Origin of the sequence: Rhodoferax ferrireducens, from assembly GCF_003347515.1 — a bacterium.
Taxonomy (GTDB): Bacteria; Pseudomonadota; Gammaproteobacteria; order Burkholderiales; family Burkholderiaceae_C; genus Rhodoferax.
Map to the genome: position 1 here is coordinate 15,966 of NZ_QEII01000181.1, position 21,257 is coordinate 37,222.

Here is a 21,257-nt window from a genome sequence, read left to right on the forward strand (position 1 = left end):
ATCAAATCAGCCTCCAGCCCTTATGGAGTGGGCGTAAGGCGCTATGAATTCAATAGTTCAGGAGAAAGCAGGCGGGCCGCGCGCCGGCAGGGGTGCGGCGGTGAGGGCCGCAATGTGGGCGGCCGGGATGCTTTGCAGCACGTAGGCCAGCGCTTGCGCGGGCTCGGCGCGAAGACGCACGACCGGCGGTGGCGGTGCGCTGATGGTGGCGCACAGCGGGCAATCCATGGTGTAACCGGCAACATCCTGAGGGCCGTCATCGGTCTGGATCAGCAGCTTCATCACGCCCGCCGTGCCGGTGCAGATGACCTCCATGGCCTGCGGTTTGATGAGGGGCGAGGCAATCGCCACCCCGAGCGACAAGGCAAACCACACCAGCACGAAGCGGGCGATGAGGTGAGCGTTGCGCAAGGTCTGCATGGGCCGAATTGTAAGTGCTACTTTTTCGGCACCGAAGCGGCCCAGGCCAGCGCACCGGCTTGCTCCCACAGCGGCCGGTGCGGCTCGACGTACAGCCAGGCTTCGAAGGCGCCACCGACAGCGACACCCCACTTGTCCGGCTTGACCGGCTTGGGATTGGGCTTGAGCAGCATCGCCGCCACCTTGGGGTGGTCCAGCCTGGCCTGGCGCCATGCCGCCTGGGCCTGCGCCAGCTCGCCGAGCCGGTAGTGGGCCAGCGCCCGATTGAGGTCCAGCGTGGGTGAACCGTCATCCGGACAAAACCGGTCCAGCGCCAGCGCGTCCTGGTCGCGGCCGTGGCGCATCACGGCGTACGACAGGTCCCAGCGCAAGCCATGGTTGTCACCGGGGTTGAGTTCGAGCACCAGCCAGCGCGCCAGCTCCATGAAGCGATCCCATTTATCCGCCGCCTTGCAGACATAGGCCAGGTGCGCAATCGGGCGCAACACCGGGCGGTTTTCCATCATCACCCACGGCACGCGCACCGGTGTGGGCTGCGCTTCCAGCAACAGGCGCAGCAGCTCGGCCGCGCGTTCGGCCAGCGGCACCAGCAGGCGCTCCACCACGCCGGTGATGTGCAGCGCGTCGGCCGCCATCACGAGATCGTCCAGCACCTCAAAACTGTTCCACAGCGCCGGTTCGCGCTGCAACAGGTCGAGCCAGGCATCGGCCTCGTCCCAGACTTCGGGCGTGTCGTTCTGGACCATCACCAGCGAGGGTTTGGCCTGCTCAAACACGGCACACCACTGCGCCTCCAGCGCCTGCAGGGCAGCCACAGCTTCGACCTGTGCCATCGGCGCCAGGCCTGCCTCGGCGGGGTCGGGCTCGTCGCTGTGGATGTGCAGCGTATGCATCGGGCTGGGCGGCGGCGCCTGCCTGAGCAAGTCGGCCAGGCGGTCCACGCCGGGCACCAGGTTGCGTGCCATGCCGAACATGGCGTCGGTCGGTTCGCGCGCGAAGGCCTGCAGATGAGCCACGAGGTCGGCATAGGCCGGGTCGCGCAGCTTGCTTAAATGCTGGGCCCACCAGCCGGCCCGTTCGGCGGCCCGCTCCATTTGTTTCTCCGCCAGCAGCATCGTCACCTCCAGCATGGAGAGCGCGGGGTCGTTCGGGTTGATACGCTGCGCCTGGGCAAAATCGGCCCAGGCCTCGGCGTAGCGCCCCTGGTCACTGCGCATCGAGGCGCGGCGCTGCAAGGCGGTGGACTTCATGGCGTTGTCGCCGCGCGCCAGCACCTCGGTAATCCAGTGTTCGCGGCGCTTGTGGCGGCCCTCGTCCATCAGCGCCGTCATCAGTTCATCAAACAAAAGCTCCAGCTTGGCGCCCAGCGGCTGGGGCGCGGCAAAAAAAGGCTCCAGCAAGGCCACGGCCCGTTTGGACTGCCCTTCCTCACACCACTGGTGCGCGGTATCGGCCACGGCATCGAGTGCGGGGTGGCCATTTTTGGCGACCTCGGCGAGCCGGGTCGCCGGGCAGGCGTCAAGCACGAAACGCAGCATGTTGAGCGGGGGAAACGGGTGGCTCGCCAGGGACTCGCAGCAGTGCTTGAACTTCTTCCCGCTGCCACACCAACACGGCTCGTTGCGGCCGGGGCGCTTCACGGGCTGCGGTTGCCAGTGGTGAGCCGGAATCGGAAACTGGTTCCACACCTGCACCGCCAGCGAGCGCAACATTTTTGGCACATCGGCCGGGTTGTCCACCGCCGCCGCCATGCTCGGCAATACGTAGTGGCCACCGGTCGCGGCCCAATCCAGGAATTTTTCTGCCGTCGTGCCCCGGTAAACCAGGCCACCGCAAATCGACAGGAAATTACTCCACTCGTCCTCCCTTATCGGGTCCTGCTCGCCGTCCGCTTCGTCCTCGTCGTCCCATTCATCTGATGGATTCATGCTGTCGCCTCCTGCTGTATATGTCATTTTTACTCAGAACCTGGGCGCCCGTTTCTCCCGCAGGGACGCCACGCCTTCGTGCACATCCGGCCCGCCAAAGCCCATGAATTCCAGCGCCAGCGAGGTGTCGAAGGTCGGGCCGGCCTGGCGCAACCAGTTGTTGAGCGCGTACTTGGTCCAGCGGATGGCGGTCTGGCTGCCGCTCGCGAGCCGGTCCGCGATCTCATAGGCTTTGGGCAGCAGCTCCGCCTCATCGACGGCGAGCGACACCAGGCCAATGCGTTCGGCTTCTTCGCCGCTGATGGGCTCGCACAGCAGCAGGTAATACTTGGCCTTGGCCATGCTGCATAACAGCGGCCAGACGATGGCCGCATGGTCACCGGCGGCCACGCCCAGGCGGGTGTGGCCATCGACAATCCTGGCGGTTTTGGTGGCAATCGAGATATCCGCCAGCAGACCGGCCACCAGGCCGGCACCCACCGCCGGGCCGTGCATGGCGCTGACGATCGGCTTGTCGCAGTTGATGAGGTTGTAGACCAGGTCACGCGCTTCCTTCCAGACCCGGGCGCGCACCTCGAAGTCGCTGGCCATGTCCTGCACCAGCGCCAGGTCGCCGCCACCGGAAAAGCCCAGGCCCTCGCCGCGCAGCACGGCGCAGCGCACCGAGTCGTCGGCGCCGACATCGCGCCAGATCTGGCTCAGCTCCCAGTGGCCTTCGTGGCCCGAGGTTGGCAGCTTGCCGTTCAAGGCGCGCATCTGGATGTCAAGCACCGCGTCGTTGACGCCGCGGCGGCTGATGTTCAGGGTCTGGTAACGGGTGTAGTCCATGGTCGGCTCTCAATGGTGTTTGGGCGCATGCGGCAGGTTGGCTGCGCGTGGGGGTGGGCTGATTTTCCCTGCATTTCCGGCATCGGCCTCAAACGCTGCAGACACTTACAAAACTTGACTTCCGTCAAAGACGCGCCCTGGGCGACGGCGCATGATGAAGCTTCATTTATACAAAGAGGCATCTCTCATGACCACCCCACTCACCGCCCCTTTCAAAATACAGCTGCTCGCCCAACGCACCAGTCTGCTGGAGCAACTCAAGAACCTGCGCGGCGGCAGCGTCGGTCGTGCCGAGGCCTCGGCCGAGCACTTCGGGCACCCGGAAGACTCGACCGCCCAGGTGAACAGCGCACGCGATCTGGAATTTGCGATGGATGAGCGTGAAACCGCCGAACTCCGACTGATAGACGCCGCCCTGGCCCGCATTGAGGCCGGCACCTACGGCCAATGCATAGCCTGCGGCGTGGAAATTCCGGCGGCCCGCTTGCACGCGGCACCCGAAGCACCGCGCTGCATCGCCTGCCAGGAGAAAGCCGAGAACCAGGCGGCTTAAGGCCTGCTATCCTGACGGAATGCGCAGCCTCTTTCACCTCGCTTTCAAGGTCCCCAAGGGTTTCGCCTCGGTGGATGCGGTGTACGCGCCTTAAAAACACCGCGCCGTGAATTACACCTTTGTCTCCGCCACCATCCTGCTGATTCTGATCACCGATCCGATCGGCAATATTCCGATCTTCGCCAACGCGCTCAAGCATGTGGCGCCGCAGCGCCGCCCCTGGGTGATCTTGCGCGAGGTGCTGATTGCCTTTGTGCTGCTGCTGACCTTCATGTTTGTCGGCGACGGCTTTCTGCGCGTGATGAACTTGAGCGAGCTGTCGCTGCAGATTGGCGGCGGCGTGATTCTGTTCCTGATCGCGCTGCGCATGATTTTTCCACCGCCGCCCGGGATCGAAGGCCCGGACACGCGCGGTGAACCGCTGATCGTGCCGCTGGCCATACCGGGCCTGGCCGGACCTTCGGCGCTGGCGACCGTGCTGCTGCTGGTGTCGCAGGCGCCGGAACGGCGCATGGAGTGGATTGCCGCCCTGTGCGTCACCATGACCGTGAGCGCCGTCGTGCTGGTGCTGGCCGAGCGCATCCAGCGCGTGGCCGGCGACCGCTTCGTGGTGGCGCTGGAGCGCCTGATGGGCCTGGTGCTGGTGGCCGTGTCGATTGAAATGATGCTGCGCGGCATCAAGACCTTCGCCCAGCAGCTCGCCGCAGGCACCTGAGTGTCAGCGCGCTGAGCGTGTGGTGACCGCTTCTTCCAGCGGCACGATTTCCTGCTCGATCGCGCCAAACAGGCTCTGGCCGTCGGGCCCCTTCATCTCAATGCGGATGGTGTCGCCGTACTTCATGAATTCGGTCAGGGGCTTGCCGTCCTGAATCGTCTCGATCGCGCGTTTTTCCGCGATGCAGCTGTAACCATGGCTCCAGTCCTTGTTGCTGACCGTGCCCGAGCCGACGATGCTGCCGGCGCGCACATTGCGCGTCTTGCACAGGTGGGCAATCAGCTGGCCGAAGTGGAACGTCATCTCCGGGCCGGCCTCGCACATGCCGACCTTGCGGCCATTCCAGGTGCTTTGCAGGGTCAGGTGCACACGGCCCTTGTCCCAGGCGCTGTCGCCATTGAAGCCCAGCTCGTCCAGCGTGACGGCCACCGGGCTGAAGGCGGTCGCCGGTTTGCTTTGCACAAAGCCGAAGCCCTTGGCCAGTTCCGCCGGAATCAGGTTGCGCAGGCTCACATCGTTGGCCAGCATCAGCAGCCGAATGCCATCGAGCGCCTGTTCCGGCGTGGCACCCATGCGCACGTCGCCGGTGATGACGGCGAGTTCGGCCTCAAAGTCCATGCCGAAGGCTTCGCTGGCGCACACCACATCGTCGCAGGGGCCGGAGAAGTCATCGCTGCCGCCCTGGTACATCAGGGGGTCGGTATAAAAGCTGGCCGGCACTTCCGCGCCACGTGCCTTGCGCACCAGCTCCACATGGTTGAGGTAGGCCGAGCCATCGGCCCACTGGTAGGCCCGCGGCAGGGGTGCCATGCACTGCTTGGGGTCAAACGGAAAGGCGTGGCGCGCCCGGCTGGTGCTGGAGCCGCCGTCACCGGCCCGGTTCAGCGCGTCATAAAGGTCCTGCAACTGGGGCGAGTGGAAGTTCCAGTCGTCCAGCACCTGCTGCAGCGTGTTCGCAATGCCGGTCGCATAATGCGCTTTGCTGAGATCGCGCGAGACAACGACCAGTTGGCCGTCGCGCGAGCCGTCTTTGTAGGTGGCGAGTTTCATGGGGAAATGCTGGGGGAAAAACAGGTTGACACGAAGGATTGTTAAGCCAGTTTAATGAATCAAAACGCTGGAAATTTTGGCTGACATGAAAAAAACGCCCGCCGGCATGGTGCCCCTCGACGGGCGCTCCAATCCATCGCGGACGATACCACTCAAAGTGCTGCTGGCCCTGACGGCCGCCGTGCTGCTGGCGCACCTCGCCTTGCTCCAGGCCACCCCGATGAACCTGGGCCTGAGTCAGACCGGGCTCCCCAGCGCGTTCATCACGCGTTCGCTGGCGCCCGTCCCTGTCGCACAGAACGCTGCAAAACAGCCGCTCACGCCAGCGGCCCGGCCCAAACGCAAAGCGCCGGCCCCGGCTCGCACCACCAGTCCGCCCCCCCTCGGGCTGCATGCCAGCAGCAGCGAGCCCGCCCCCGCGCCGCCCGTCCTGGAGCAAGCAGAACGGCCAGACCCCAGCCCCTCTGAAATCGCTGCGGCGCAGGTCGAGGCCGCCGAAGCGCAGGTTGAAGCGCCGCCGGACACCGAGCAGGAAGCTTTGCCGCCACGCCCGCCACGCGACCGCCTCATGTCGGTCAGCGCGGTCACGCTCCCGAGCTCGGTCCGTTTCAAATACCAGGTCGAAACCAATAAGTTCCCGTTCAGCGCCAATGCCGAGCTGCTGTGGAAACAGAACGGCGAAGAGTACGACGCCCGGCTGGAGATCAGCGCCTTTGGGCAAGCCCGCGTGCAAACCAGTCGCGGACAGCTCACCCCGGAAGGTCTGGCGCCCCTGCGTTTTTCCGACAAGTTCCGCAGCGAAGTCGCCGCCCACTTTAACCGCGCGCAGGGCAAGGTGACCTTCAGCGCCAACACCCCGGATGTCCCCCTGCTGGCGGGCGCCCAGGACCGTTTGAGCATTCTGATCCAGCTGGCCGCCATGATTGCCGGTGACCCGGACCATTTCCCGCCCGCCACCACCATTGCCCTGCAGGCCATTGGCCCGCGCGATGCCGACACCTGGCTGTTCACCATTGGAGAAAAAGAAACGCTCAGCTTGCCGGGCGGCCAACAGGCCACCCTGAAGCTGGTGCGCAACCCGCGCCAGGAATTCGACCAGAAGGTGGAGCTGTGGCTGGCACCTGCCCTGGGTTATCTGCCCGTGCGCATCCGCATCACCGAGCCGAATGGCGATTTTGTGGACCAGAAATGGCTGGCAACCGAGCCCCAGACCTGAGCACTGACCCGGAACTTCAAGCCCTCAACGGAGTCAACCCTTGAAATCAGCGGGGGCGCTGCCAACTGCAGCCCAAGGACGATTAAGGGATAATTCAACCATGCACACGCTTTACGACTCTGACACCTACTCTGTGACGCACATGCTGGCCAATGCAGTGACGCCCGGGGAAGATGGCGTGGGTGCCGAGCCGGTGCGGACGGTGCCCACACTGGCGCGCCATGGCTTCGAGATTGTGGACAAGCGCGCCAACAAAGAGGTGTATCTGGACGGCTCCTGGGCTGAGTTGTTCCAACAGCACATCTCGGCCTGGCAGCAAAATACCCCCACCCAGGAAGAGGTTGAAGACACGCTGGAGCAATACGCCGAACTGGCGCAAAACCCGGTCGTCGTTCACTGACGCGGCGACGCCCGGTCGACAGCGCAGGCCTTGCGACGTGAGAAAACCCGGGTGATTCACTTCAGTCGTTTCTGGCTTGTTGCCGCTGTCATGGCTTTGCTTGGGTGCACCTCCGGCCCGTCACCCAGCAACCCTTCCGATTCGCTCTACATCAGCCAGCTCAGGCAGTTGTTACCCGCTGACGCCATCCTGATGGGCGAGCAGCACGATGCGCCGGATCACCAGCGCCTGCATCGCATGGTGGTTGAAACACTGGCCACTCAGCAAACCCTGGCCGCCCTGGCGCTGGAGATGGCCAGTCAGGGCAGCTCCACCGCAGCGCTCAAGCCGGACGCCACGGAAGACCAGGTGCGCACCGCCCTGCACTGGGACCTTGAGGCCTGGCCCTGGCCTGCCTACGGTCCGGCCGTGATGGCGGCGGTGCGAGCCGGCGTGCCGGTGCTGGGGGCCAACCTGCCCGCCACAAGGTTGCGTGAGGCCATGGCCAATACCGGCCTCGACAGCCTGTTGCCGGGCCCGGCGCTCAAGGCCCAGCAGCAAAAAATTCGCCTCGGTCATTGCGATTTATTGCCTGAAAGCCAGATTTCGCCCATGACGCGCGTGCAGATTGCCCGCGATATATCCATGGCACAAACCATCGCCTTGGCCGCCCGCCCCGGCAAAACCGTCGTGCTGCTGACGGGCAATGGCCATGCGGATCGCCGCCTGGGCGTACCGCAACACCTGCCACCGGGATTTAAAGTGAAAACCGTGCTGCTCGGCGCCGAACAAGCGCAGAGCGCTATTGAAAACACAGCAGAATTTGACCAAACCTGGCCTGCCAAGCCGGCGCCCCCGGTTGACTATTGCGCCAATTTCACTGCCCAACAGGCGCGCCAGCCGCCTGCGACAATTCAAAAACAATGAACCCTACTTACATCCTGACCCTGTCCTGCCCCGACCGCCTGGGCCTGGTCCACGCGGTGTCCGGCTTTTTGCTGGAACGCGGTGGCAACATCGAAGAGGCAGCCCAGTACAACGACTCGGATACCGGCCTGTTTTTCATGCGGGTGCAGTTTGCCTGCGGCCAGCAAACGCATGAAGAACTGAAAACGCAGCTGGCGGTGTTTGCGCAACCGTTTGAGATGAAGTGGCGCCTGCACGCGCGGGCGCAGCCGATGCGCACCGTGATCATGGTGAGCAAGGAGGGGCATTGCCTGAACGACCTGCTGTTCCGCTGGAAAAGCGGCCTGCTGCCGCTGGACATTCGCGCCATTGTTTCGAACCACCGCGAGTTCTACCAGCTCGCCGCCAGCTACAACGTGCCCTTCCATCACCTGCCGGTGACGGCTGCCACCAAGGCGCAGGTGGAAGCCAAACAGTATGAAATCATCCAGGCCGAAGAGGCTGAACTGGTGGTGCTGGCGCGCTACATGCAGGTGCTCAGCGACGACCTGTGCCGCAAACTATCCGGCAGCGCCATCAACATCCACCACTCGTTTTTGCCCAGTTTCAAGGGCGCCAAGCCTTACTACCAGGCGCATGACCGCGGTGTGAAGCTGATTGGCGCTACCGCCCACTACGTGACGGCCGATCTGGACGAAGGCCCGATCATCGAGCAGGACGTGGCCCGCGTGGACCACAGCAAAACCATCGAAGATCTGACCACCCTGGGCCGCGACACCGAGAGCCAGGTGCTGGCCCGGGCGGTGAAGTGGCACAGCGAGCACCGCGTGCTGATCAACGGGCACAAGACCGTTATTTTCAAATAGGGGCCGGCTGGCGGGCCATGGCGTGGCCCAGCCGAACGGCCCCACCCGGCGACCAGGCAGGGTTGAACTGCAGCGGGGCTTTGGGGAACAGCATCACCACGGTGGAGCCGAGCAGAAAGCGCCCCATTTCCTCGCCCTGCTTCAATGCAATCGACTGTTCGTCATAACGCCACTCGCGCACCTCGCCGCCACGCGGTGGATTGACCACGCCATGCCAGACGGTGGCCATACTGCCGACGATGGTGGCGCCGACCAGCACCAGCACAAACGGGCCGCGCACGGACTCAAAGACACACACAACCCGCTCGTTGCGCGCAAACAGCCCCGGCACGCCGCGGGCTGTGGTCGGGTTGACCGAAAACAGTTCGCCCGGCACGTAAATCATGCGGCTCAAGCGCCCGTCGCACGGCATGTGGATGCGGTGATAGTCCTTCGGGCTCAGGTACAGCGTGGCAAAACTGCCGCCGTCGAAGCGCGCCGCCAGCGTGGCGTCTCCGCCAACCAGGGCGGTGCTGGAGTACTGGTGGCCCTTGGCCTGGAACAGCTGATCGCCCGCCATCGGGCCGAACTGGCTGATGGCGCCATCGACCGGGCAGATCAGGTCGGCGCTGGCCAGCGGTCGCGCGCCCACCTTCAGGGCGCGGGTGAAAAAGTCGTTGAAGGTGGCGTAGCTGGTCAGGTCGGCGTTGGCCGCCTCGCTCATGTTGACGCCGTAACGCTCGACAAACCACGCGATCAGGTGCGTGGTCAGTTGCCCGCCCCGGGCCCCGGCAATTAGCCCGGCGAATTTTGTGATGGCCTGTTTGGGGAGTAAATACTGCGGCAGCACGGCAAGGCGGTCGGACATGGATGGCTACCGGTGGTGAGAATGGCCGGGATTGTACCCAGCGCCTTTTTTGGCCCGCAGTGTGACAATGCCGCCATGGGCCGACCCCTTTGACGCCCTGAACTACCGACTATGACTTCTTCCGCCTATTCCAGCCTGACCGCCGTGTTCACGCGGCTCTACCGCTACCAGCATCTGGGCGCCTTCCTGAGTTGGGACCAGGCCGCCATGATGCCACCCAAGGGCAACGCGGCACGCGGCGCCGCCATGGCCGAACTCGATGTGCTGCTGCACCAGACGCTGACCGATGCCGCCCTGCCCGGCCTGATGGCGGCCGCCAGCCTTGAGCCGCTGGACGCGGACCAGGCGGCCAGCCTGCTGGAGATGCGGCGCGACTGGGAGAGCGCCAATTTGTTGCCGGCGCGCCTGGTTGAAGCCAAAAGCCTGGCCAGCTCGCACTGTGAACACGCCTGGCGCACGCAACGCCCGGCCAACGACTGGCCGGGCTTTCTTGGCAACTTCCGGGAGGTCGTGACCCTGGCGCGCGAAGAAGCACAGCTTCTGTCCCAGGCCAAGGGCGTCAGCCCCTATGACGCGCTGATGGACAAGTTTGAGCCCGGCACGCGCAGCGCCGACATCGATGTCATCTTTGCCGACCTGAAAAGCTGGCTGCCGGACCTGATTGCCCAGGTGCGCGCGCAACAGACGGGCGAACCCGTCATGCAGGCGCAAGGCCCGTTTGTCATTGAGCGGCAACGTGCGCTGGGGGCGGACATCATGGGCATTCTGGGCTTTGATTTTTCCGCCGGCCGGCTCGACAGTTCGACCCATCCGTTTTCCGGCGGCGTGGCCGAAGATGTGCGTATCACGACGCGCTACAGCGAGGACGACTTCATGCGCAGCCTGATGGGCATCGTGCATGAAACCGGCCACGCGCGTTACGAGCAGAACCTGCCGCGCGACACCGTGCACCTGCCGGTGGGGCGAGCCCGCTCCATGGGCATCCACGAGAGCCAAAGCCTGTCGTTCGAAATGCAGCTGGGCCGCAGCCCGTCCTTTCTGGCCCTGATCTCCCCCTTGCTGAAAAAACACCTGGGCGAGCAGCCGGCATTTGAGGCCGCCAACCTCGCCCGCCTGTTCAGCCGCGTCCAGCCCGGTTTCATTCGCGTCGATGCCGATGAACTGACCTATCCGGCGCACATCATCCTGCGCTATGAGATTGAACGGGCCTTGATCGACGGCGACATCGAAGCCGAGGACATTCCCGCGATGTGGGATGACAAGATGATGGCTTACCTGGGCATCGACACGCGCGGCAACTTCCAAAACGGCTGCCTGCAGGACATTCACTGGACCATGGGCAGCTTTGGTTACTTTCCCAGCTACACGCTGGGCGCCATGTATGCCGCGCAGTATTTCGCCACCATCCGCCAGGCCCATCCGGACTTCGACACCCGCATCGCCGCGGGTGACCTGGCACCCATCTTTGACTGGTTGAAGCGCCATATCTGGCAGCCGGCCAGCCGCTGGGACACCCGGGCACTGGTGCAGCGCGCGACCGGCGAAGCGCTCAACCCGCGCCACTTTCGCGCCCACTTGGAAAGCCGGTACACCCCATGAGCGCCGCCCGCATCCCCCCGATTCAATGCCTGCTGACCTTTGAAGCGCTGGCGCGCCTGCGCAGCGTGACGCAGACCTCGGAAGAACTGTGCGTCACGCCCAGCGCCGTGAGTCACCGCGTCAAGCAGCTGGAGCAAATCATCGGCACCAAGCTGTTCGGGCGCGCCGATTTTTCGCTCACGACCGAAGGCATCGAGTACCTGGCCCATGTGCGCGAGGGGCTGACCATGCTGCAGAAATTCCCCAGCTCGGCCAACGCCCCAGGCAAGCGCAAGCTGCGCCTGGCCGTGACGCCCACGTTTGCGCGCTCCATCCTGATCCCGCGCCTGCGCCAGTTCACCGAGGCCTATCCCGAGATTGACCTGACGCTGCAGGTGTCCATCCCGCTGCTGGACGTGGTGGCGGAGGACGCCGACCTGATGATCCGGTTTGGCACCGGCCGCTACGCCGACGTCGAGCATGTGTGCCTGTTCAAGGACGAGGTGACGCCGCTGGCCTCCCCCACCTTCGTGCGCGAACACGGACCGTTCGTGGTGCCGGAAGACCTGGAGGGCGAGAACCTCTTGCGCAGCCCGCTGGAACCCTGGCGCACCTGGTTTGCCGCCAACGGGCTGGACTGGCCGGAACCCCTGGACGGCTCGCAATTCAACGACGTCGGCCTGATGTGCGATGCCGCCGCCGCCGGCATGGGCGTGGCGCTGATTCGCCTGAAGCTGGGCGCGCCCTGGCTGGAAAACGGCTCGCTGGTGCGCCTGTATGAGCGCAACGTGCCCAGCCCGCACGCACACTACCTGTGCTGGCGCACCGGCATGATGGACCGCTGGGAGTGCGCGGCCTTCGCCGACTGGCTGAAAAAGAGCGTTGCTTAGTTCAACTGAATTCAGTGCTTGTGAGTGTCTTGAATCCTTGCCCACCGGTATGTATGCTTTAAAAATACTGCCAACCTGCCGGGCACACACTTGGGCCTGGCCTTATCCAAGGAGCCAATGCCATGAGCTACGTTGATGGATTTGTAACCCCCGTCCCCACGGCCAACCGCGAGGCCTACCGCAAGCATGCCGAACAGGCCGCTGTATTGTTTAAGGAATTTGGCGCCACCGGCGTTGTGGAATGCTGGGGCGACGATGTGCCCGAGGGCAAGGTCACATCATTTCCGATGGCCGTGAAATGCGAGTCGGGCGAGACAGTCGTGTTCTCGTGGATCACCTGGCCCTCGCGCGCCGTGCGCGACGAAGGCTGGAAGAAGATCATGGCCGATCCCCGCATGGCGCCTAGCGTCAATCCGATGCCATTCGACGGCAAGCGGCTGATCTATGGCGGGTTTCAGGTTTTGCTGCAGCTATAGCCACCGACGGGCCTGCCCAGTATCCGTCCATCGTCACCACTCAAGAAATATTCAATCGATTTCGCAGGCCTTCATTCTCTTGCCTGAGTTGCGCAATAAGCTGCTCCGCATCAGCAAGGCGCTGCTCAACGGCATGATTGGCATGGGTCAGGCGCTCCAGTTCGGCCGCGAGGTTGTCGGCCATGGCAGTCACGCGCTCGCGCGTGCTGTCGCGGGTTTGTGTCAGTTGTGAACTCAAGGCATCCAGCCAGCTCATGATTTCAACCCGTGTGGTGTCTTTATGCCCCGGGTTTTGTAGCGTGGCTTTTTTCACATCGGCCCTGCGGCAAAGCTCCGACTGGGTGACGCGGCCGTAGTTGAAGGGGTAGATACCCTGGTTGGCAGCAATTTCAGCTTCAATGTCGCGCATGGCTTTGCGCAATCGCTCAAGCGCAGCCTCGGTTCTGGGATGCGCTTTGTCTGAAGTGGAGGGAGGCGTCGTGGAATGTGTTGCGCTGGTCATGAGGAAAGTTTAAGCGACCACGAATGAGCAGGGCAACGGTCATCACGCGATTGGCACGGGGCTTGAAATTTTGATGAAATCAGCCTCTAGCCAGCGAGTACATTGCGCAAACAGCTATTAATTGTGTAGCATTTTTTGTTTTCACGATGATTTGAAAAATCATCACGCCGCCCGGCGTCACTACGCCCTACAGTGGAACCCATTGTCTATTTGAGCGTGAAATTCAACATGAATGCAGCCCATTCCCCCGAACATCAAGAATTGCTACAAAGATCAGAGCGCCAGGCGCAAATCGTACGAGGGCTGGAGGCGTGTTTACCACCTCATGCCCTGTTGTGGAACCGGGAAGACACCACGCCTTATGAATGCGACGGGCTGACCGCCTACCGGCAGCGCCCGCTGGTGGTGGTCTTGCCGGAAACGCTGGAGCAGGTGCAGGCGGTGCTGCGCACCTGCCACGCGCTGGACGTGCCGGTGGTGGCGCGCGGCGCCGGCACCGGCTTGTCGGGCGGCGCCATGCCGCACCGGCTGGGCGTCACGCTCTCGCTGGCCAAGTTCAACAAAATCCTCAAGATTGACCCGCTCGCCCGCACGGCGCTGGTGCAATGCGGCGTGCGCAACCTGGCGATCAGCGAGGCCGTGGCGCGCCACGGCCTGTATTACGCGCCGGACCCGTCGAGCCAGATCGCCTGCACCATTGGCGGCAACGTGGCGGAGAACTCGGGTGGCGTGCACTGCCTGAAATACGGACTCACCCTGCACAACATCCTGAAAATCAAGGGCTTCACGATGGAGGGCGAAGTCGTTGAATTCGGCTCGGACGCGCTGGACGCGCCCGGCTTCGACTGCTTGAGCATCGTGATCGGCTCCGAAGGCATGTTGGCGATTGCCACCGAAGTGACGGTCAAACTGATCCCGAAACCGCAACTGGCGCGCTGCATCATGGCCAGCTTCGACGACATCCGCAAGGCCGGCGACGCGGTGGCGGCCGTGATTGCCGCCGGCATCATCCCGGCCGGCCTGGAGATGATGGACAAGCCCATGACGGCGGCGGTGGAGGACTATGTGCACGCCGGCTACGACCTGACGGCCGAGGCGATTCTGCTGTGCGAGAGCGACGGCACGATTGAGGAGGTGGAGGAAGAAATCGGCCGCATGAGCGACGTGCTGCGCACGCACGGCGCCACCGCCATTGCCGTGAGCCGCGACGAAGCCGAGCGCCTGAAATTCTGGAGCGGGCGCAAGAACGCCTTTCCGGCGAGCGGGCGCATCAGCCCCGACTACATGTGCATGGACTCGACCATTCCGCGCAAGCGCCTGGCCGACATCCTGCTGGCGATCCAGCAGATGGAGAAAAAATACCAGCTGCGCTGCGCCAACGTGTTCCACGCCGGCGACGGCAACCTGCACCCGCTGATTCTGTTTGATGCCAACGACCCGGATCAGCTGCACCGCTGCGAGCTGTTCGGCGCCGAGATTCTGGAAACCAGTGTCGCCATGGGCGGCACCATCACCGGCGAGCACGGCGTCGGGGTGGAAAAACTCAACTCCATGTGCGTGCAGTTTTCCGCCGCCGAGAACGAGCAGATGTTTGGCGTCAAGCGCGCGTTTGACGCGAAAGGCCTGCTCAACCCGGGCAAGGTGATTCCGACGCTGAACCGCTGCGCCGAGTACGGCAAGATGCTGGTGCGCGGCGGGCAGATCAAGCACCCGGACTTGCCCCGGTTTTAGGCGCCCGACCTGCATGAACGGACTGCGCGGCCTGGCCTGGCTGCTGGCGCTGCAATCACTCGGCGAGTTGCTGGCTCGCGGTTTGTCGCTGCCCTTTCCCGGCCCGGTGATCGGCATGCTGTTACTGCTGCTTGCGCTGCGCGTGCCTGCGGTGCGAGAACCGGTCGCCGCCTGCGCCAACTTTTTGCTGTCGCACCTCTCCCTGCTGTTTGTGCCGGTGGGCGTGGGCGTGATGACGCATCTGGGCCTGCTCGGCCAGTACGGCGTGCGCATTCTCGTGGTGGTGGTGCTGTCGACCTGGCTTGGCCTGGGCGTCACCGTGCTGGCCTTGCGCCTGTTCCGGGAGAAAAACGATGCCCAAATTCGTTGAACTCTGGGTCTATCTCTCGGCCACGCCACTGTTTGGCCTGACCGCCACCTTGGTGGTGTATGTGCTGGCGCAGGCCGCTTACGCCCGGCTGCACCAAGCCGCCTGGGCCAACCCGGTGCTGTGGACGGTGCTGACCCTGGCCAGCGTGCTGCTGGCTACCGGCGTGACTTACCCCACTTATTTTGCCGGGGCGCAATTCATTCACTTCTTGCTGGGCCCTGCGGTGGTGGCGCTGGGCTGGCCGCTGTGGGAGCGCCGCGCTGAGTTGCTCAAACGCTGGCGCGTCTTGCTGCTGGCGGCACTGGCCGGTGGCGCTGCGGCCAGTGGTTCGGCGCTGGCGCTGGGCTGGGCCGTGGGCCTGCCAACCGACGTGGTGCTGTCGCTGGCGCCCAAATCGGTCACCGCGCCGGTGGCCATGGGCATTGCCGACAAGATTGGCGGCATTCCGGCGCTGGCCGCGGTGTTTGCCGTGATCACCGGCATGGTGGGCGCGCTGAGTGGCAAATACCTGTTTGACGCGCTGAAGATCCCAACCGACGCGAATGGCTGGATGGCGCGCGGCTTTGCGTTGGGCACGGCCGCGCACGGCATCGGCGCGGCGCGGGCGTTGCAGGTCAATGCGAATGCGGGCGCCTATGCCGGACTGGCACTGGGTTTGCAGGTGCTGCTGGCGTCGCTGCTGATCCCGCTGGTGTTCCGGTTGTTCTAGTTTCAGGTCTTGGCGACTGCAGCGGTTTCATCTGCTGGCAACAAGGTCTTGCTCATCAACTCTTCCAGTGCGCTCGCGACGACCGGGCGGCTGAAGTAGTAGCCCTGCGCCTCGTCACAGCCCCATGCACGCAACAGATTCGCTTGCGCCAGCGTCTCCACGCCCTCGGCGACCACGGATTTGTGCAGCGCGTGCGCCAAGGCAATGATGGTCTGCACAATGCTGCGGGCATCCTCATCGTGCGCCAGGTCCCGGACGAATGACTGGTCAATTTTCAAGACGTCTATTGGCAACCGTCTGAGGTAGGCCATCGAGGAATAGCCAGTGCCGAAATCGTCGAGCGCGATGGACACGCCGGTCTGCTTGATCCGGCCCAGCAAGTCAATCACGGCCTCGACGTTGTCGATCAGGACGCCTTCCGTCACCTCAAGCTCCAGTGCATGCGGCGCAAGCCCGGTGGATTCGAGCGCATCGCGCACCTGGGCGACTAAATTGCTGGACTTGAGCTGTCGACCCGATACGTTAACGGCCACGGTGCCGATCGCGTAGCCGGCGGCTTGCCACGCGGCCAGTTGCTCGCAGACCCGATGCAGCACCCAGGGACCGATTTCATCGATCAATCCGATCTCCTCCGCCAGCGGAATAAACGTCGCCGGCGACACCCGACCCAACGCCGGATGGTGCCAGCGCAACAGCGCTTCCGCGCCGAGCAGACGGCCATCACGCAGGTCGATGCGCGGCTGGTAGTGCACCGAGAGCTGATCGCGCGCAATTGCCAGACGCAACTCCCGCTCCATCAAGGCTCGCTTGCGCTGCTCAACGTTCATATTCTCTTCAAAGAAGACAAAACGGTCGCGGCCGGCGGCCTTGGCCCGGTACATGGCAATGTCGGCATGCTTGAGCAGCTCTTCAGCGGTTGCACCATCGGCCGGATACACAGACACGCCGATGCTGGCACCGATGAAACACTCGCTGTCGACAATCCGGAACGGTTGGGCCATCATGGTCAGGATGTGCCCGGCCAGCTTGGCGGCTTGCTGGGGGTTGTTCAGGCCCGTCAGTAGCACGACGAACTCATCGCCACCGAGTCGCGCCACGGTATCGCATTCCCTCACACTGGCGCTCAGGCGCTCGGCGGCCACGCGCAGAAGCTGATCGCCGCCATCGTGTCCCAAGGTGTCATTGACACTCTTGAATCGGTCAAGGTCGAGAAACAGCAGCGCCAGCTGGTTGTTGGCACGACGCGCGTGCACCAGCTCCTGCTGCAGGCGCTCACTCAGGAGCATCCGATTGGGCAATCCGGTCAGAGCGTCGTGGTGTGCACGAAATACCAGCTGAGCCTCACGTTCGTGCGCAGCAAGAGCAACTCCGACCCGGTCACCCAGATCGCGGGCCTGCTGGATCAGTTCGTCATTGATGCCCTGGTGATCGCGCATGCCGATCACCAGGGCACCGTGAACCTCGCCGCGCCAGGCAATGGGAAGAACAAAACAGTGCGACGGGCCAAACCGGGCCTGCATGGAAACGAAGCCCGGGACATCCGAACCGTCCACCTCCAGCCAGACACCATGGCGGTACTGAGCCAAGTCGACCAGATGCCGTGCTTCGAGCGGCAGCTGCACCTGCATCGCCAGCGCGTCCGTGGTCTGGCGCAGGTAGGCAGTTCCCAGCTCAGTCGACTTGCTGTCGAACACAATCACACCGATCACAGCCTTTGGCAAGATCTCCAGCAGGCGCGCTTGCACACGCGCAATGACCTGCCCAATGTCGAGGTGTGACAGGATGTCCTGGTCAATCCCGGACAACGCGCGCATCGCACCGATCTGGCGCCCAAGACGGCCGGCCATGGTGTTGAGTGAACGCGCCAGCTGGCCAAACTCGTCAGCCCGCTCGACAGGCACCGGCTGGTCAAACTCCTCCCGGGCGATGCGCTGGGTGCCTTCAATCAGACGCTCTAGCGGCACCAGAGTGCGACGAATTTGCACCACGCTCAACAGGGCCACGAGCAAAAGCGTCAGCGCCGTAATGCCAAGAAAGGTCTGGGCCACCTGGGTCAGCGATGCAATGGCCAGCCCGCCGGGGCGCAACGCCACCACAGTCCAATCAGCCATGCCAAATTTGGCGTTGAGGAACAAGCCGCTGGTGGCGGACAGCCAAGCGTCGGCGCTGCCAGGATGGCCCTCGACACCGCGCAACATCACGCTCGCGGCTGTTGACCTGAGTTTGTCGTTCGAGCAGTACAGTTCCACCGCGCCTTCGGCCAATACGCAGATGTCCGTCTGGTAGGAAATCTCATCCCCATCACCCCACAGGTAGGTGGGGTCGAGTTCGGCCACGAGAACACCATGTGCCGGCTGGGCTCGGTCAACAGCGACGGCTAGCCAGGGCTCACCGCGAGGCTGCCCGGGCTGCGGCAGCAACAATGCGACCTCACCCTTGGCAAGATGTGCCGCCGCACGGGCGTCGATCCCAGGCGGGCCCTCGCCCACCGGAGCACCGAAACGCACCGAAACATTGTCATCGGTAACGAGATGGGCGCGCCGGAAGACCCGCTGCAAGGCAAATTGATTCGTGTCTGTCATCCCGTGGCTGGCCCGGATTTGCGCGGCGTTTGCGTTCAGGATGAAGTGAGCACCGAGCAGGCGATCGTAGAGTGCTCTGGCATGCGCGCTACCCGCCTGAACCAGCTGGCGTTGCGCATAGTCGTTGATCACGCCGCGAACGTGGCTGTAGGACAGCGCACCCAGCATGACCACCGGCACAAAGGCCGACAGCACGAACAGGAAGAAGACGCGTCGCGCGACCGCACTGCGCAGAAAGGTCCCTTCAATGCGCATGTTCATGGCCGCCGGGCACGCCACATCATTAGGGAGAAAAGTCCGACGCCAACCCGACGAAGGCGCCGTCACGGGCCCGTACGATGTCGTCAAGACTGTCCTTCTGCGTCAATTGCGTTTTGGATACGCCATCTTTGCCCCTGCTGTAAAGATCGAAGTTGGAGTTGATTGGGTTGAGCTTGTGATCCTTGCGCGCCTTGCCACGCCCGCCGGTGGCGGTCAGATCGACATATTGGTAAGCATGACCCCACGGATCGAGCTTTCCGCCATTGCCGATGTCCGCCAGCGAGGCAGGGAAGCCCCCTCCGTTTGCGGCATAGTCTGCGATCAGCAGCTGAAGGACCCTGATGTCCATGATCGCCGTGGACCGATTGATCCGTTCACGGTAGTTGGCGTACATCGGCATCGCAATTGCCGCCAGAACGCCAATCAACACAAGCACGAGCATGAGTTCAACCAGTGTCAGGCCGGCGACCCGAATGCGCATCAGCGCGGACATCTGGTTTTTGCGCATGAACGCGTCTCCGATCATTTGTACTATTTCTGTAACACATGATACGCGACCGGCGTCGGGCTAATTCCGGCGTTAGAGCAACTACTTTTGCGGCCGGATACCGCCAGCCAACTCATCACCAGGGCAGAAGCTTGGCGCTATGACCTTGCCACCCTCAGGCCCGGCTCGTCATCGGCCAATACCTGCTCGGCCCAGCCCGCCAGCTTGCTCGTATCGGCGCGCAAGATCTCCTGCTTGACGGCCAGAATTTGCGCCGGGTGCATGGAAAAACTGCGCAGACCCATGCCCAGCAGCAAGCGGGTCAGGGTGGTATCGCCCGCCATCTCGCCGCACACGCTCACGGGTTTCCCCTGGGCCCGGCCCTCGGCGATGGTGCCCGCCACCAGCCGCAGCACGGCCGGATGCAGCGGGTCGTACAGATGCGCCACAGACTCATCCGCACGGTCGATGGCCAGCGTGTACTGGATCAGGTCATTGGTGCCGATGGACAGGAAATCAAAATACTTCAGGAACACCTTGAGCGTGAGGGCCGCCGCCGGGATTTCAATCATGGCACCGACCTTGACCGGGCCATAAGCGACGCCCCGGTTGTCCAGCTCCACACGGGCGCGGTCAATCAGGGCAAAGGTGTGGCGAATTTCGCTGGCATGGACCAGCATGGGAATCAGCAGATTCGCCTGGCCATGGGCGGCGGCGCGCAGGATCGCCCGCAACTGCGTGAGGAACATGGCGGGGTCGGCCAGGCTCCAGCGAATGGCGCGCAGGCCAAGGGCCGGGTTCAGGTGCGCGTCGTCCTGAAACGACTTGTCCAGCGGTTTGTCAGCACCGACATCGACGGTGCGAATCGTCACCGGCAGGCCCTCCATGCCTTCAATGGCGCGCCGGTAAGCCTGGTACTGCTCTTCTTCGTTGGGCAGTTTGCCCTGACGGCCCATGAACAGGAATTCGCTGCGGAACAAACCCACACCTACCGCACCGGCCTTGACGGCGCCAATGGCGTCTTCCGGCATCTCGATGTTGGCCAGCAATTCAATTTTTTGACCGTCCAGGGTGACCGCCGGCGTGTGCAGCAGGCGGGTCAGGCGGCCACGGTCGAGTTCGTGCTGGCGTTGCTTGAAGCCGTACTCTGCCAGGATGATGGGCGACGGGTCGACCACCACCACGCCCGCGTCGCCGTCGATGATGACCCAGTCATCCTGGCGCACCAGCTGGCTGGACAGGCGCGCGCCCACCACGGCCGGAATGTCCAGGCTGCGCGCGACGATGGCGGTGTGCGAGGTCTTGCCCCCCACATCGGTGATGAAGCCGGCAAACACGCTTTGCTTGAACTGCAGCATGTCCGAGGGCGACAGATCGTGCGCAATCAGGATCAAGGGCACATCCACCGTGTCGTCCAGCAGCAGGTCCTGCTGCGATTTCTTGCGCAACGTGCGGTTGGCCGGCTGGGTCACGGGCGAGGCCACGCCTTTCATGGCGCGCAAGACTTTCTCGGTAATCTGCTCCAGGTCGGCCTTGCGCTCGCGCAGGTACTCGTCCTCCATCTCGTCGAACTGGCGCGCAATCACTTCCAGCTGCGTCGTTAGCGCCCATTCCGCGTTGTACAGGCGATCCGTGATCCAGTGCTTGACGCCATCAATCAGATCGGCGTCCTGCAACAGCATCAGGTGCACGTCCAGCAGCGCGGTCAATTCATGCGGCGCCTCCTTGGGGCCCATGTGCGCAATGCTGGCTTGCAGGCGGTGAATCTCGTCCACCACGGCATTGCGCCCAATGCGCACCCGATCAATTTCCTCATCAACCTGCGTGGCCTCAATGAAATAGTGCGCCACGTCGACCCGGCTGGACGCCACCAGCACCGCACGCCCGATGGCGATGCCGCGGGCCACTGCCAGACCGTGAATAGAGAATGTCATTTAATCCACCACGTCATGGGAGAAGTGGC

21 protein-coding genes are annotated in these 21,257 nt (G+C 63.6%); 12 read left to right on the plus strand and 9 right to left on the minus strand.

The window, feature by feature from the left end; genetic code table 11:
* Nucleotides 1-57 precede the first annotated feature (57 nt).
* From C5P05_RS01495 to C5P05_RS01505, 3 genes are read right to left on the minus strand one after another with little or no spacing between them, the layout of a single operon-like run.
* Nucleotides 58-420 (minus strand): DUF2946 family protein, encoded by a 363-nt coding sequence (locus C5P05_RS01495; protein ID WP_198674585.1) that lies wholly within the window; start codon nt 418-420, stop codon nt 58-60.
* A gap of 17 nt (nt 421-437) precedes the next feature.
* On the minus strand, nt 438-2,348 hold the full coding sequence (locus C5P05_RS01500) for an SEC-C domain-containing protein (RefSeq protein ID WP_157979174.1): 1,911 nt from the start codon (nt 2,346-2,348) through the stop codon (nt 438-440).
* A gap of 33 nt (nt 2,349-2,381) precedes the next feature.
* A complete protein-coding gene (locus tag C5P05_RS01505) occupies nt 2,382-3,176 on the minus strand; it encodes an enoyl-CoA hydratase/isomerase family protein (RefSeq protein ID WP_114968131.1) in 795 nt (264 codons plus the stop codon).
* Nucleotides 3,177-3,363: 187 nt separating this feature from the next.
* On the opposite strand from C5P05_RS01505, the gene C5P05_RS01510 reads away from it, so the two are divergent.
* Together C5P05_RS01510 and C5P05_RS01515 are read left to right on the plus strand one after the other, a co-directional pair.
* Complete coding sequence (locus tag C5P05_RS01510; RefSeq protein WP_114968132.1) at nt 3,364-3,729, plus strand: TraR/DksA family transcriptional regulator; 366 nt, start codon at nt 3,364-3,366, stop codon at nt 3,727-3,729.
* 106 nt (nt 3,730-3,835) lie between these two features.
* A complete protein-coding gene (locus C5P05_RS01515; RefSeq protein WP_114968133.1) occupies nt 3,836-4,444 on the plus strand; it encodes a MarC family protein in 609 nt (202 codons plus the stop codon).
* A 3-nt stretch (nt 4,445-4,447) separates the two neighbouring features.
* On the opposite strand, the gene C5P05_RS01520 is transcribed toward C5P05_RS01515, so the two are convergent.
* Entirely contained in the window at nt 4,448-5,494 is a 1,047-nt protein-coding gene (locus C5P05_RS01520; RefSeq protein WP_114968134.1) for a fumarylacetoacetate hydrolase family protein, read from the minus strand.
* 85 nt (nt 5,495-5,579) lie between these two features.
* On the opposite strand from C5P05_RS01520, the gene C5P05_RS01525 reads away from it, so the two are divergent.
* From C5P05_RS01525 to purU, 4 genes are all read left to right on the plus strand, one after another.
* Complete coding sequence (locus C5P05_RS01525) at nt 5,580-6,710, plus strand: DUF3108 domain-containing protein (RefSeq protein WP_232834297.1); 1,131 nt, start codon at nt 5,580-5,582, stop codon at nt 6,708-6,710.
* A 100-nt stretch (nt 6,711-6,810) separates the two neighbouring features.
* Nucleotides 6,811-7,110, plus strand: a complete 300-nt coding sequence (locus C5P05_RS01530) for a DUF3567 domain-containing protein (protein ID WP_114968135.1) — start codon at nt 6,811-6,813, stop codon at nt 7,108-7,110.
* A 51-nt stretch (nt 7,111-7,161) separates the two neighbouring features.
* On the plus strand, nt 7,162-8,016 hold the full coding sequence (locus tag C5P05_RS01535; protein WP_232834298.1) for a ChaN family lipoprotein: 855 nt from the start codon (nt 7,162-7,164) through the stop codon (nt 8,014-8,016).
* Nucleotides 8,013-8,861, plus strand: coding sequence for a formyltetrahydrofolate deformylase (purU, locus tag C5P05_RS01540; RefSeq protein ID WP_114968137.1), 849 nt, complete (start codon nt 8,013-8,015; stop codon nt 8,859-8,861). Before C5P05_RS01535 ends, purU begins: the two co-directional genes overlap by 4 nt.
* Here the strand turns inward: purU and asd are convergent.
* A complete protein-coding gene (asd, locus tag C5P05_RS01545; RefSeq protein WP_114968138.1) occupies nt 8,854-9,708 on the minus strand; it encodes an archaetidylserine decarboxylase in 855 nt (284 codons plus the stop codon). The genes purU and asd overlap by 8 nt on opposite strands.
* A gap of 111 nt (nt 9,709-9,819) precedes the next feature.
* Between asd and C5P05_RS01550 the strand changes: the two genes are divergently transcribed.
* The 3 genes from C5P05_RS01550 (at nt 9,820) to C5P05_RS01560 (ending at nt 12,652) form a co-directional block, all read left to right on the plus strand.
* Nucleotides 9,820-11,307, plus strand: a complete 1,488-nt coding sequence (locus tag C5P05_RS01550; protein WP_114968139.1) for a carboxypeptidase M32 — start codon at nt 9,820-9,822, stop codon at nt 11,305-11,307.
* Complete coding sequence (locus C5P05_RS01555) at nt 11,304-12,176, plus strand: LysR substrate-binding domain-containing protein (RefSeq protein ID WP_114968140.1); 873 nt, start codon at nt 11,304-11,306, stop codon at nt 12,174-12,176. Before C5P05_RS01550 ends, C5P05_RS01555 begins: the two co-directional genes overlap by 4 nt.
* A gap of 122 nt (nt 12,177-12,298) precedes the next feature.
* Nucleotides 12,299-12,652: a DUF1428 domain-containing protein gene (locus tag C5P05_RS01560; protein WP_114968141.1), complete on the plus strand. Its 354-nt coding sequence runs from the start codon at nt 12,299-12,301 to the stop codon at nt 12,650-12,652.
* 40 nt (nt 12,653-12,692) lie between these two features.
* Here the strand turns inward: C5P05_RS01560 and C5P05_RS01565 are convergent, their stop codons facing one another.
* Nucleotides 12,693-13,061 carry a hypothetical protein gene (locus C5P05_RS01565; RefSeq protein WP_157979175.1) on the minus strand — a complete coding sequence of 123 codons (369 nt, stop codon included), beginning with the start codon at nt 13,059-13,061 and terminating at the stop codon, nt 12,693-12,695.
* A gap of 321 nt (nt 13,062-13,382) precedes the next feature.
* Between C5P05_RS01565 and C5P05_RS01570 the strand changes: the two genes are divergently transcribed.
* The 3 genes from C5P05_RS01570 to C5P05_RS01580 are packed head-to-tail and all read left to right on the plus strand — an operon-like array spanning nt 13,383 to nt 15,964.
* Complete coding sequence (locus C5P05_RS01570) at nt 13,383-14,885, plus strand: FAD-linked oxidase C-terminal domain-containing protein (RefSeq protein WP_114968171.1); 1,503 nt, start codon at nt 13,383-13,385, stop codon at nt 14,883-14,885.
* Between the two features lie 13 nt (nt 14,886-14,898).
* Nucleotides 14,899-15,255, plus strand: coding sequence for a CidA/LrgA family protein (locus C5P05_RS01575; RefSeq protein ID WP_114968143.1), 357 nt, complete (start codon nt 14,899-14,901; stop codon nt 15,253-15,255).
* Nucleotides 15,239-15,964: an LrgB family protein gene (locus C5P05_RS01580; RefSeq protein WP_114968144.1), complete on the plus strand. Its 726-nt coding sequence runs from the start codon at nt 15,239-15,241 to the stop codon at nt 15,962-15,964. Before C5P05_RS01575 ends, C5P05_RS01580 begins: the two co-directional genes overlap by 17 nt.
* 2 nt (nt 15,965-15,966) lie before the next feature.
* On the opposite strand, the gene C5P05_RS01585 is transcribed toward C5P05_RS01580, so the two are convergent.
* From C5P05_RS01585 to ptsP, 3 genes are all read right to left on the minus strand, one after another.
* Entirely contained in the window at nt 15,967-18,807 is a 2,841-nt protein-coding gene (locus tag C5P05_RS01585) for a putative bifunctional diguanylate cyclase/phosphodiesterase (RefSeq protein WP_114968145.1), read from the minus strand.
* 22 nt (nt 18,808-18,829) lie between these two features.
* The gene (locus C5P05_RS01590; RefSeq protein WP_114968146.1) at nt 18,830-19,315 is read right to left on the minus strand and encodes a prepilin-type N-terminal cleavage/methylation domain-containing protein; all 486 of its coding nucleotides are present in this window, start codon (nt 19,313-19,315) and stop codon (nt 18,830-18,832) included.
* A 137-nt stretch (nt 19,316-19,452) separates the two neighbouring features.
* Nucleotides 19,453-21,228, minus strand: a complete 1,776-nt coding sequence (ptsP, locus tag C5P05_RS01595; protein WP_114968147.1) for a phosphoenolpyruvate--protein phosphotransferase — start codon at nt 21,226-21,228, stop codon at nt 19,453-19,455.
* Nucleotides 21,229-21,257 lie beyond the last annotated feature (29 nt).